12 protein-coding genes are annotated in these 12,367 nt (G+C 67.3%); 3 read left to right on the top strand and 9 right to left on the bottom strand.

What is annotated here, in order from left to right; genetic code table 11:
* Positions 1-3: 3 nt before the first annotated feature.
* On the bottom strand, positions 4-1,272 hold the full coding sequence (locus tag KF780_09625; protein ID MBX3562056.1) for a dicarboxylate/amino acid:cation symporter: 1,269 nt from the start codon (positions 1,270-1,272) through the stop codon (positions 4-6).
* 81 nt (positions 1,273-1,353) lie between these two features.
* Positions 1,354-1,977 (bottom strand): glutathione S-transferase, encoded by a 624-nt coding sequence (locus KF780_09620; GenBank protein MBX3562055.1) that lies wholly within the window; start codon positions 1,975-1,977, stop codon positions 1,354-1,356.
* A gap of 32 nt (positions 1,978-2,009) precedes the next feature.
* On the opposite strand from KF780_09620, the gene KF780_09615 reads away from it, so the two are divergent.
* A complete protein-coding gene (locus KF780_09615; GenBank protein ID MBX3562054.1) occupies positions 2,010-3,329 on the top strand; it encodes a multidrug effflux MFS transporter in 1,320 nt (439 codons plus the stop codon).
* Between the two features lie 41 nt (positions 3,330-3,370).
* Here KF780_09615 and recA read toward each other — a convergent pair whose 3' ends face one another.
* The gene (gene recA / locus KF780_09610) at positions 3,371-4,441 is read right to left on the bottom strand and encodes a recombinase RecA (GenBank protein ID MBX3562053.1); all 1,071 of its coding nucleotides are present in this window, start codon (positions 4,439-4,441) and stop codon (positions 3,371-3,373) included.
* A 153-nt stretch (positions 4,442-4,594) separates the two neighbouring features.
* On the opposite strand from recA, the gene KF780_09605 reads away from it, so the two are divergent.
* Both KF780_09605 and KF780_09600 read left to right on the top strand, forming a co-directional pair.
* On the top strand, positions 4,595-5,614 hold the full coding sequence (locus KF780_09605) for an adenosine deaminase (protein MBX3562052.1): 1,020 nt from the start codon (positions 4,595-4,597) through the stop codon (positions 5,612-5,614).
* The gene (locus tag KF780_09600) at positions 5,614-6,129 is read left to right on the top strand and encodes a phosphoribosyltransferase (protein ID MBX3562051.1); all 516 of its coding nucleotides are present in this window, start codon (positions 5,614-5,616) and stop codon (positions 6,127-6,129) included. Before KF780_09605 ends, KF780_09600 begins: the two co-directional genes overlap by 1 nt.
* 627 nt (positions 6,130-6,756) lie before the next feature.
* Here KF780_09600 and KF780_09595 read toward each other — a convergent pair.
* From KF780_09595 to dapA, 6 genes are read right to left on the bottom strand one after another with little or no spacing between them, the layout of a single operon-like run.
* Positions 6,757-7,587, bottom strand: coding sequence for a hypothetical protein (locus KF780_09595; GenBank protein ID MBX3562050.1), 831 nt, complete (start codon positions 7,585-7,587; stop codon positions 6,757-6,759).
* 19 nt (positions 7,588-7,606) lie between these two features.
* On the bottom strand, positions 7,607-7,966 hold the full coding sequence (locus KF780_09590) for a response regulator (GenBank protein ID MBX3562049.1): 360 nt from the start codon (positions 7,964-7,966) through the stop codon (positions 7,607-7,609).
* 59 nt (positions 7,967-8,025) lie between these two features.
* The gene (locus KF780_09585; GenBank protein MBX3562048.1) at positions 8,026-10,446 is read right to left on the bottom strand and encodes a response regulator; all 2,421 of its coding nucleotides are present in this window, start codon (positions 10,444-10,446) and stop codon (positions 8,026-8,028) included.
* On the bottom strand, positions 10,404-10,964 hold the full coding sequence (locus KF780_09580; protein MBX3562047.1) for a DUF2062 domain-containing protein: 561 nt from the start codon (positions 10,962-10,964) through the stop codon (positions 10,404-10,406). The genes KF780_09585 and KF780_09580 overlap by 43 nt, the downstream gene beginning before the upstream one ends.
* A complete protein-coding gene (smpB, locus tag KF780_09575; GenBank protein ID MBX3562046.1) occupies positions 10,957-11,439 on the bottom strand; it encodes an SsrA-binding protein SmpB in 483 nt (160 codons plus the stop codon). The genes KF780_09580 and smpB overlap by 8 nt, the downstream gene beginning before the upstream one ends.
* Positions 11,439-12,314: a 4-hydroxy-tetrahydrodipicolinate synthase gene (gene dapA, locus KF780_09570; protein ID MBX3562045.1), complete on the bottom strand. Its 876-nt coding sequence runs from the start codon at positions 12,312-12,314 to the stop codon at positions 11,439-11,441. The genes smpB and dapA overlap by 1 nt, the downstream gene beginning before the upstream one ends.
* Positions 12,315-12,367 lie beyond the last annotated feature (53 nt).

Below are 12,367 nucleotides of genomic sequence, written 5' to 3'. Positions count from 1 at the left end.
CGATCAGGAGGCGGGCGCCGTCGCGGGTGGCGGTGCCCCCTCCTCTTCCTCGCCGCGCGATACCACCACCGCGGCGGTGAGATCGCCGGTGACGTTGAGCGTCGTGCGACACATATCGAGAAAACGATCGACGCCCAGGACGAGGCCGATCCCCTCCGGCGGTACGCCGACCATGGCGAGGATCAACGCCACCACGGGGAGCGAGCCGGCGGGAACGCCCGCCGTGCCGATACCGCCCAGGATGCACATCAGGAGCACCGTCACCTGCTGCCAGATGGTCAGCTCGACGCCGAAGAACTGGGCGAGGAACAGGACGGTGACACCCTCGAAGATCGCGGTGCCGTTCTGGTTGGCGGTAGCGCCGATGGTGAGGACGAAACGCGACACCCGCGCGGGGAGCTTCAGATTGTTCTCGGCGACGCGCAGCGCGGTGGGCAAGGTGGCGTTGGACGAGGCGGTCGAGAAGGCCACCACCATCGCCTCCTGCACACCCCGGAAGAAGGCGATCGGCGACATGCGGCCGAGGAATTGCAGCGCCAGCGGATAGACGACGAACATGTGCAGCCCGAGCGCGAGCAGCACCACGCCGACATAGGCGCTGAGCCGCACCAGCAGATCCCAGCCGAACACGGCGGCGAGATTGAACATGAAGCAGGCGATGGCGATGGGCGCGAGGCGGATGACGATGCCGATCAGCTTCATCGTGACGTCGAAAATGCCCTGAATCGCGTCCTGCAGCTTGTTCGCGGCGGGCGTGTTCACCAGCAGCAGGCCGATACCGAACACCAGCGCGAAGAACATCACGGCGAGGATGTCGTTGGCGGCGGCGGCGGCGACGACGTTGTTCGGGATGATGTTGAGGAAGGCGTTGATGCCGGACGGCGCCTCGGCGTTGATGTTGATGATCTGGCCGGCGCGCTCGCCGCCCTGGGCGAGCAGGCTTTGTGCGAGCACCGGATCGACGCCCGCACCGGGCTGGAAGATGTTGGCCACGCCCAGCGCCAGCACGACCGCGATGCTGGACAGCAATACCGTGAAGAACAGGGTCTTGAGCCCGATCCGCTTCAGCGCGCGCACGTCGCCCATTTCGGCGATGCCGCAGACGAGCGCGGAGAAGAGCAGCGGGATGACCAGCATGAAGAGCAGCCGGAGGAAGATCGTTCCGATCGGGCCGGTGACATAGGTCGTCACCGTCTCGACCCAGCCCGCGCCGGGCTGCGTCATGTGCACGACCAGGCCGGCCACCAGGCCGACCAGGAAACCGATCAGCATCTTCATCTGCAACGGAACGCGGCGGCCCTCTTCAGTCATGTCGGTCTCCCTGTCGTGGCCGACATGGCTGCGGCCTTGGGCTCACGCATAAGCGTAGGAGCCGCCCTTGCGCAACGCCTCGGCATAAGCGGGGCGCGCATGGATGCGCTCCAGCCAGTCGATCAAATTGGGGCGTGCGACATCGAGCCCGGCGCGGACCCGGGCGACCTCCAGCGGGAAGCTCATCATCACGTCGGCGGCGGTGAATTCGTCGCCGGCGAACCATGGCCTTTGCGCGAGCTCCGATTCGAGCCAGTCGAGATGTCGGCCGAACATCTTCAGCAAAGGCGCGCGCGCCGGGCGGCCGAGCAGGCCGAGGCGCTTGACGATGAGCAGGCCGAACAAAGGCGGCATCATCGAGCCTTCGGCATAATGGAGGAAATGGCGATAGCGCAGCACCGCCTCGCGATTGGCCGGCGGGCCGAGACGGCCTTCCGCCTTCTCCACCAGATATTCGGCAATCGCGCCGGTCTCGGCAACAACGCGGCCGTCATCCTCGATCACCGGCGACTTGCCGAGCGGATGAACACGGGCGAGTTGGGGCGGCGCGAGCATCGTCTTGGGATCGCGCGCGTAGCCGACGATCTCGTAATCCATGCCGAGCTCCTCGAGCAGCCAGAGCACGCGCTGTGAGCGGGAATTTTCGAGATGGTGGACGACGATCATGGTGAGGCTCCGCTGGTGATGCGACTTCCATAATGGCGAGGCAGGCAATAGGGAACGCCGCACGGAACGCCTTTCCGGCGCTCCGGGCCAGCCGACGGACCAGCCGCTTGACCGACACGCGCCCTGCCGCCGAACCCGCGCCGCGCCCCGGCTTCCGGGAGTTCGTGGCGCTGATGGCCGGGCTGATGGCGCTGAACGCACTCGCCATCGACGCGATGCTGCCCGCCTTGCCCGCCATTGGCGAGGCGCTCGGCGTGGCGAGCGAGAATCACCGGCAGCTCGTCATCTCCTTCTATGTGATCGGCTTCGGCACAACCCAGCTCATCTATGGGCCGCTCGCCGACCGCTACGGGCGCAAGCCGGTGCTGGTCGGCGCGTTGCTCCTCTACATCCTCTTCGCCGTCGCCAGCGCGGCGGCGGCGAGCTTCACCTTGCTGCTCGCCGCACGACTGGCGCAGGGCGCGGCGGCGGCGGCGACCCGGGTGCTGACCGTCTCGATCATCCGCGACCGCTACCAGGGCGCGGCGATGGCGCGGCTGATGAGCCTGGTCTTCCTCGTCTTCCTCATCGTGCCGGTGCTGGCGCCGGCCTTCGGCCAGCTCACCCTGATGATCGCGCCGTGGCGCTGGATCTTCTTCGGTCTCGCCATCTTCGCGGCGGTCATGCTGCTCTGGTCGCTGATCCGGCTGCCCGAAACGCTGCACCCGGAATATCGCCGGCCGCTCTCGCTCGCCGCGATCCTCGGGGGCGTCCGCGACACGCTCGCCAACCGCCAGTCGCTCGGCTACACGCTCGCCTTCGCGCTGATGCTGGGCGCGCTGATGGGCTATATCAATTCGGTCCAGCAGATCGTGTTCGACGTCTTCGGCCGGCCCGAGCTGATCGCCCTGATCTTCGCGTGCGTCGCCGGCCCGATGGCGCTCACCTCCTGGCTCAATTCGCGCCTCGTCGAGCGGATCGGGACACGGCGGATCGCCCATATGGGAATCATCCTGTTCACGCTCTTCTCGTTCGTCCATCTCGTGACCGCCGAGATCGGCGAGGAACTGGCGCTGTTCGTGGTCATGCAGAGCCTGATCATGGCCTGCTTCGGCCTCGCCTCGGCCAATTTCGGCGCGCTGGCGATGGAACCGATGGGCCATGTCGCCGGCACCGCTTCGTCCGTGCAGGGCACGATCACCACGATCGCCGGCGCCGGCATCGGCGTCGCGATCGGCCAGAGCTTCGACGGGACGGTGATCCCGATGGTCGCCGGCTACTTCCTGCTCGGCGCGACCGCGCTCGTCATCCTGGTGGTGACGGAACGCGGCCGGCTGTTCGGGCAAGATCCGCGGGAATCCGCCAAAGGTTAGTCAAAAGTTAGTCCAAGAACAGCTTTGCCTTCCCTGCCGCGTCAGGAATCGTCCTCGGCGTCCGGGCCGGTCATCATCGCCTCGCCGACCGCATCGGTGCGGCCGCGGATCGCCTTCTCGATCCGCTCCGCGACCTCCGGATTTTCCCTGAGATAGGCCTTGGCATTCTCGCGCCCCTGGCCGATGCGGATCGAATCGTAGGAGAACCAGGCGCCGGATTTCTCGATCAGGCCGGCCTTGACCCCAAGATCGAGCACCTCGCCCATCTTCGACACGCCCTCGCCATACATGATGTCGAACTCGACCTGCTTGAACGGCGGCGCGAGCTTGTTCTTCACGACCTTCACGCGGGTCGCATTGCCGACGATCTCGTCGCGGTCCTTGATCTGGCCGGTGCGGCGGATGTCGAGCCGGACCGAGGCGTAGAATTTGAGCGCGTTGCCCCCCGTGGTCGTCTCGGGATTGCCGTACATCACGCCGATCTTCATGCGCAGCTGGTTGATGAAGATGACCAGGCATTTGGACTTGGAGATCGAGCCGGTGAGCTTGCGCAGCGACTGCGACATGAGCCGCGCCTGGAGACCGACATGGCTGTCGCCCATCTCGCCCTCGATCTCGGCGCGCGGCACGAGCGCGGCGACCGAATCGACGATCAGGATATCGACCGCGTTCGAGCGGACCAGCGTGTCGGTGATCTCCAGCGCCTGCTCGCCCGTATCGGGCTGCGAGACGATGAGATTGTCGATATCGACGCCGAGCTTCTTCGCATAGACCGGATCGAGCGCATGTTCGGCATCGACGAAGGCGGCGACCCCGCCCGCCGCCTGCGCGGCGGCGACGGCGTGCAGCGCCAGGGTCGTCTTGCCCGAGCTTTCCGGCCCGTAAATCTCGACGACGCGGCCACGCGGCAGACCGCCAATGCCGAGCGCGATATCGAGGCCGAGCGAGCCGGTGGAGATCGTCTCGATCTCGATCGCCTCGCGCGAGCCGAGGCGCATCGCGCTCCCCTTGCCGAAGGCGCGGTCGATCTGCGCCAGCGCGGCGTCGAGAGCTTTCTGCTTGTCGGAATCCATTGCAGTCCTGTCCGAAACGACTTGAAGCGATGCCACCATGGCCTGACCCTCCCGTATTGCGTCCGTGCGCGACGATCAACGTGAGAAGCTATGTATCTGAAATGTTCCCGTAGAACAAGAGGAGAACTTTGGGCTTTCAAAAGGAACAAAAGAACGCTTGCCGTTTGGCGCGCCAGGCGAGACATTCGCGCCATGCCCGATCCCGATCTCGACGCCTATATCGCCGGCCTCCCCAAGGCGGAGCTGCACCTCCATATCGAAGGCAGCCTGGAACCCGAATTGATGTTCGCGCTGGCCGAACGCAACGGCGTGGACATCCCCTTCGCCAGCGTCGAGGACGTCCGCGCCGCCTACAGCTTCTCCAATCTCCAGGATTTTCTCGACATCTATTATCAGGGCGCGAACGTGCTGCGCACCGAGGCGGATTTCCGCGATCTCGCCACCGCCTATTTCGATCGCGCGGCGGCGGACGGGGTGGTCCATGCCGAGATCTTCTTCGATCCGCAGACCCATACCGATCGCGGCATCCCGTTCGACACGGTGATGCGCGGCCTGCTCGCCGGGATGGCGGATGCAGAGGCCAGGCATGGCCTCACCTCCAAGCTCATCCTCTGCTTTCTGCGCCATCTGGACGAGGAGGCCGCCTTCGCCACGCTGGAGCAGGCGAAGCCGTGGCTCGACAGGATCGCGGCGGTCGGCCTCGACAGCTCCGAGCTCGGCCATCCGCCCTCCAAATTCACCCGGGTGTTCGCGGCGGCGGCGGCGCTGGGCCTCAAGCGCGTCGCCCATGCCGGGGAGGAAGGACCGCCCGAATATGTGACGGAAGCGCTCGATATCCTTCACATCGACCGGCTCGACCATGGCAATCGCAGCCTGGAGGATGCGGCGTTGACCGCGCGGCTCGCCGACATGGGCATGACGCTCACCGTCTGTCCCCTTTCCAACGTGAAATTGTGCAATTGCCCGTCGATCGACGCGCATCCGATCGACCGGATGCTGGCGCTCGGCCTGAAGGCGACGGTCAATTCGGACGATCCGGCCTATTTCGGCGGCTATGTCGGCGAGAATTACCGAGCGGTGGCGGCGGCGCGCGGGCTGGACAAGGCACAGCTGGCGACGCTGGCGCGCAACAGCTTCACCGGATCCTTCCTGCCGCAGGACCAGATCGAGCGCCATGTCGCGGCGGTGGACACCTATGAGGCGGCGCACTGATGCCGGTCTTCACGCCCATCAGCCACGACCAGTTCGTCGCCGACGTGAAGGCGCTCGCCGCCCAGATCGCGGTCGATCCCTGGATGCCCGCCTTCCTGATCGGGATCGGGCGCGGCGGGCTGGTGCCGGCGGTGTTCCTCAGCCACGCGACCGGGCTGCCCAGCCTCTCGGTCGATCACAGCACCAATGTCCACGATTTCTCGCTGGGCGCGCTGGAACGGCTGGCTGCACGGACCCGCGCCGGCGAGACCCTGCTGTTCGTCGATGACATCAACGACAGCGGCGCGACGATCGGCAAGCTGCGCGATCATCTGGCGGCGGCGGGCGCGACGCCGGGCAGCATCCGCTTCGCCACCCTCATCGACAATATCCGCTCCAGCCAGCGCGTCGACTACCGCGCCCGCATCATCGACCGGGCGGAGACGAAGGACTGGTTCGTGTTTCCGTGGGAAGCGGTGGCGCCGGAGACGTCGCTGGAGGCGGACGCGGCGGCGATGCCGGAGCGGATCGCCTGATCCATCGGTCCGCTATGGGCAGAAAGCGAACGTAGAGAAATATACAGTCCATCAATGCCAATTAGCCGGATCAAGATTCTGTTTGTCTTGTGCGGAGGGCTATTAGCTCCGGCGGCTAGTGCTAGCGTCAACGCTCCGGAACAAGAATGTTTCGATGCTGAAGTCTCGGCTACAATCATGGCGCAGATTCCTACGGTCATGCGTGATTGCGGTCCCGACTGCATCATTATGAGGTGGCCGTGGATCATTGATTTGCATGTTCGGCGTGTTCGCCAAGGTGCGGCGCCCTTGGGGCCAATCACTGTCTTAACCCTTCAGCACACTTATTATCGGACCGATCTTGGTGAACGTCGCTGGATGCTGAGACGCAACACGCTTGGCAACTTCAACGTCTTGCCGCAACCGGAGAGAGGAAGGCTCTCGCGCTGCCCGGCAGATGCTCCCGCAGCGAGTCCATATATACGGCCAGCAGACGGGCGCACTTTGGACGATTTAAGACGCGAAGGCGAAGCACACTATGGTCGCGATCAAGATAAGTAGGCCCGGACAAGGTCAAATGCAGACCTCCCGCCCCTCGCTTCCAATGCAGGAAATCCTCTGTCAGATAGGGTTGCGTCGCATCGCCGGTCATGAGGGGATATCGGTTCGCGATATGCGTTCCAGCGCCTCGCGCATGGCTGCCTGGAACTCCGCGCGGTCGTAGATATCGTTATGACCCGCGCCGGCGAGGGTGCGGTCGAAGACCAGATTCGGAACGGCGCGGCGCAGCGCATCGGTGCGCGCCGGGGGGATCAATGTATCGCGCGCGCCGGCGAGGATGGCGACCGGCACCCGCGTTCCGGCGAGATCGGCGGCGGGCTCCATCCGGTGCATCAGCAACGCGCGCACCGGTAGCCAGGGATATTGCCCGGCTGCGACCGATCCCAGCGAATCGAAGGGCGTGACGAGGATCAGGCCGTCGAGGTCGCGTTGGACGGCGAGGCTGGCCGCGACGCCGCTGCCGACGCTGAAGCCGATCGCGACGGTGCGCGCCGGGCGGATGCGCTCGCGCGCGGCATCGAGGACAAGTGGCGCGTCCGCCAGCAGGGCCGCCGCGCCGGGCGTGCCCTCGCTGGGGCGATAGCCGCGATAGTGGAAGGCGACGATATCCGCCTGTGGATAGAGATCGTGCAGATAGGCGGCCATCGCCTCGGCGTTCCAGGCATTGCCGCCGAAGCCGATGACGAGCAGCCTTTCTCCGGCCGGCATCGCGGGCGGGACATGGATGCCGTGCAGCCGCTCGCCGGACGCGGCGGCCACGGTCAATCGCTCGGCGTCTGCCGGTAGCGGCCCCGGCGGCCTCACCTGCCCCGTCGGGAACAGCATCGCCGTCTGGACGAAGAACAGCGCGATGAGGATGAGAAGGTAGAGCCCGGCGGGGAGAAGCAGCCACCACATCCAGCGCGCGCGCCGCTTCACTCTCGCGCCCGCCGCCCGCTTAATCCCCGCAGGCCTCGGTCAGCGCCGGCTCGATCGCGTCGATCGTGTAGGGCTTGGCGAGCACGGGGGCGTGGGCGTGGCGCGGCGGCGGCGGCTCGACATGGCCGCCGGTGGCGAGCACGTAGGGCTTGCCCGCATCGGCGAGGCGATCGGCCAGCGGCCAGACCCGTTCGCCGTCCTTCAACTGCACGTCGATGATCGCGACGTCGAACGCGCCGGCATCGGCATGGCCGAGCGCCTCGTCGAGCGTGCCGCAGGTGGCGACGACCTCATGGCCCAGCGATTCGAGGAAATCCTCGAGCATCATCGCGATCAGCGGCTCATCTTCGACGATGAGGATCGAACGCCCACTCTCCATAAGCATCGGCTTAGCGTCTGTTTCGCAAAGGAAAAGAAATATTTGCGTCCGCCCGGGGGCTAGCCGGCGCGCGCCGCCTCCAGGACCTCGCGCACCGTTTCGGCCAGATCCTGGACCGAGAAGGGCTTGGCCAGGAAGGAGACGTTGGGAATGTCGATCGACTTGCGCAACTGCTCCTCGGCATAGCCGGAAATGAACAGGATCGGCAGGTCCGGATGGGTCTTGCGCGCCTCGCGCGCGGTGGTGGGGCCGTCCATCGTCGGCATTACCACATCGGAGATCATCAGATCGACCTTCGGCTCGCTGGCGAGGATCTCCAGCCCGGCTTCGCCATTTTCGGCGGTGAGCACGTTGTAGCCGTTGCGGGCCAGCGCGCGCTCCGCCACGGCGCGGACCATCACCTCGTCCTCGACCAGCAGGATCGTGCCGCTGCCCCACACCTCGCCGGCCTTCTCCTTCGCCTTGGGCTTGGCCTTGGCCTCGCCGGGCTGGGCGCGGTGGACGGGCAGATAGATGGTGAAGGCGGTGCCCTTGCCGGGCTTGGATTCGGCGAAGATGAAGCCGCCCGACTGCTTGACGATGCCGTAGACGGTGGAGAGCCCGAGGCCCGTCCCCTTCCCCACCTCCTTGGTGGTGAAAAAGGGCTCGAAAATCTTGTTCAGGATCGATGGCGGGATGCCGGTGCCGGTGTCGGAAACCTTGAGGCCGGTATAATCGCCGATCGGCAATATGTCGGTGCCCATCCGGCGCACCTCTTCGGCCGAGACGGCGAAGGTCTGAAGCGTGAGCGTGCCACCGTCCGGCCCCTTGGCGACCATCGCGTCGCGGGCGTTGACGGCGAGATTGACGATCACCTGCTCGAGCTGGCCGGGATCGGCGCGGACGGGGCCGAGATTGCGGCCATGCTTGACCTGCAGAACGATCCGCTCGCCAAGCAGGCGGTTGAGCAGGTGCGAGACCTCGGCGACCACGTCGGGAAGCTGGAGGACCTGGGGGCGTAATGTCTGCTGGCGCGAGAAAGCGAGGAGCTGGCGGGTGAGATTGGCGGCGCGGTTCGAATTGGAGCGGATCTGCTGGATATCGTCATAGTCGCTGTCGCCGGGCGAATGGCGCATCAGCATCAGATCGCAGGTGCCCAGGATCGCGGTCAGGATGTTGTTGAAATCGTGGGCGACGCCGCCGGCGAGCTGGCCGACCGCCTGCATCTTCGTCGCCTGCGCGATCTCGCGCTTCAGGCGCGCCTCCTCGCTATTGTCCTTGAGGCTGATCAGCACGGCGGCATTGCCCAGCCCGCGCGCGCCGGCGACCGTCATCGCCACCGGCTCCTCCGGATTGGTGCGCAGCCGGACGGCGAGATCGCCCGAAAGCGCGCGGCCGCGTCCGAAGCGGCGGACCGCATCGGAGACGGCCGCCTTGTCCTCCTCCACCACCAGATCGCTCGGCCAGGCGGGCTGCTCGGCGGGGCCCAAGCCGGCGGCCTTGCGGAATTCCTTGTTGACGAAGGCGAGCCGCCCGTCCGTGTCGGCCAGCGCGAGGCCGAGCGGCAGCGTGTCGAGCAAGGCGTGGATCTGCGCACCCGTCTCCTCGCCGGTCGCGGCGGCGGGTGACTCGTCGAGCAGCAGGAAGACGGAGGCCGTGTCGGGCGCGTCGCCGAGCGCGATCTGGACGATGCGCAGCGGCGGGCCGCCGCGGCCCTCGGCGGCGAAACGGAACAGGCCGTTCTCGCCGGCGACGAGATGCGCGGCCAGCCCGCTGCCCTCGATCGTCTCGCCCTCCTCCGCGCCGGCGCGCAGCGTGAAGGCGGGATTGGCGGCGCGGATCCGGCCCTCGGCGTCGGCGAGGACGAGCATCAGCCCGGCCGCCCCGGCGCGCCGACCCGCCTCGCCGCCGGCCAGGCGGTTCGCCTCGGCCGCGATGTCGGTCACGCCGGCTGGGCGCAGTCGCCAGAGCAGCAGGTCGCCCTCGCCCGCAACGCATGCCGCTTCGCCATCGAGTTCGCGCCCCGCGATCCGGATCGGCTCCACCGTCGCGACCCCGTCGCGGCGCGCGGCGCGGGCGGTCGCGGCCAGCGCCTCGCCCGCCTCGCCCGCCAGCGCGGAGGGCGCCGTGCCGGGGCCGAACCACTGCCCCCAGGCGGCATTGGCGCAGACCAGCCGCCCGGCGGGATCGGTGAAGGCCAGCGCCCGCTCCTCGCCCGCCGCATCGAGCGCGGCGCGCAGCAGGGCGATGTCGGGCGCGCTTTCGGCCGCCACTTCTGCGGACGCGGCGCGCGGCCGGGCGAGCAGGAAGAGCGCGCTCCCAATGCCGGCCAGCCCGGCCAGGAAAGCGCCGGCGAAAAGAGGGTCGCCCACCGCCCAGAGCAGGAGCGCGGCGGAGGCCAGCGCCGCCAGCGCGAACAGCGGCGCGTCCCACGCCCGCCGCGCCCCGGCGGCCTGGCTCACGGCGCCTCGCTCGGCTGGCGCAGCGCGCGGCGACGCCATTTGCGTCCCTGCCACCAGCGCCAGATCCAGCCCGAAACCAGCCAGCCGGCCACCGCCGAGACGAAGGCGATGATGAACAGGCCGGAGATCACCGCCGGCGCGGCGTCGGACAACGCCCAGCGGAACCAGTCACCGATGCTGGCGCCGCCACTATAGAGCGCCTGGAGCGAGGCGATGTCGGCGTGGAAGCCGAGCTTGTTGCCGACCCAGATCGAAGCGACCAGGAGGAAGGGCGTCGTCGCCGGATTGGTGAGGAAGGTCATCGCCGCCGCCACCGGAATGTTCGCCCGGAAAGGAACCGCCATCAGCGCCGCGCCGATGATCTGGATGCCCGGGATCAGCGCGAAGATGCCGACGAACAGGCCGACGCCGACGCCGCGCGGGACAGACCGGCGGGTGAAGCGCCAGAATTCGCTGTGCAGGACGCGCTGGCCGAACGGCTTCAGCCAGCGGCTCTTCGCCAGCTCTTCGCGGTTCGGGCTGTTGCGCGCGATCCAGCGGCCGATGCGGTCAACCATGCTGGCGCATCAGGCGGCCCTGCTCCCTTTTCCAGTCCTTTTCCTTCTCATATTCCCGCTTGTCGTGACTCTTGCGGCCTTTGGCCAGCGCCAGCTCCACTTTCGCGCGGCCGCGAGCGTTGAAATAGATGGAAAGCGGGACGAGCGTCATGCCCTGCCGCGCCACCGCGCCGTGCAGCTTGGCGATCTGGCGGTGATTGAGCAGCAGCTTGCGCGGCCGCTTCGGCTCGTGATTGTGGCGGTTGCCGTGGCTGAACTCGGGGATGTTGGCGTTGATGAGCCAAACCTCCTCCTCGCTCACCTCGGCATAGCTTTCCGCGATCGAGCCCTCGCCGAAGCGCAGGCTCTTCACCTCGGTGCCGGTCAGCGCGATGCCGGCCTCGTACTTGTCCTCGATCGCATAATCGAAGCGCGCGCGCCGGTTTTCGGCGACCACCTTTTGCTTGTCGAACTCGAGGGGGCGCGGCCGGGCCATCAGGAAAGGCCGGCATGGGCCAGCGCCGCATCGACGGCGGCACGGCTCGCGGGCGAGGGCGGCGTCATCGGCAGGCGCAGGGCGGAGGGAAAATCGGGGCGGACACGGCTGAGCGCATATTTGACCGGTCCGGGTGAAGCATCGGTGAACAAGGCCGCGTGCAGAGGATAGAGCCGGTCCTGCAGCACCAGCGCGTCGCCCCAGCGGCCTTCGAGGCAGGCATCCTGGAAATCGGCGCACAATCGCGGCGCGACATTGGCGGTGACCGAGATGCAGCCCCGCCCGCCCATCGCCATGAAGCCCAGGGCCATGTCGTCATTCCCGGAAAGCTGGACGAAATCGTCGCCGCAGGCGAGGCGCTGGGCGGAGACGCGCGCGAGATTGCCGGTGGCGTCCTTGACCGCGACGACATTGGCGATGCGGGCCAGCCGCGCCATCGTTTCCACCGCGATGTCGGTGACGGTGCGCGCCGGCACGTTGTAGAGCAGGATCGGCAGGTCCGTCGCCTCGGCAATGGCCGCGAGATGGGCGTAGATGCCCTCCTGATTGGGCCGGTTGTAATAAGGCGGCACATGGAGCGCGGCATCGGCGCCGGTGGCCTTCGCGGCGCGGGTCAGCGCGATGGCATGGGCGGTATCGTTCGCGCCGCAGCCGGCAATGACCGGCACCCGGCCCGCCGCCTGGGCGACGCAGACTTCGATCGCGCGGCGATGCTCGTCGGCGCTCAAGGTCGCCGATTCGCCGGTCGTCCCGCAGGGCACGAGACCGTGGCTGCCTTCGGCGACCTGCCATTCCACCAGATCGCGAAACGCGGCCTCGTCGAACGCTTCGTCGCGAAATGGCGTCACCAGGGCGGGGATCGACCCCTTGAACATGACTGCCTCCTTCACCCCGCAGCGGCGCATGGCCTAGGGAGGCGCATGAAGAA

Source organism: Sphingomonas sp. (assembly GCA_019635535.1).
Lineage (GTDB): Bacteria > Pseudomonadota > Alphaproteobacteria > Sphingomonadales > Sphingomonadaceae > Allosphingosinicella.
The sequence above is the reverse complement of the archived record's forward strand: the minus strand, read 5'-3'. Positions and strand labels throughout refer to the sequence as shown.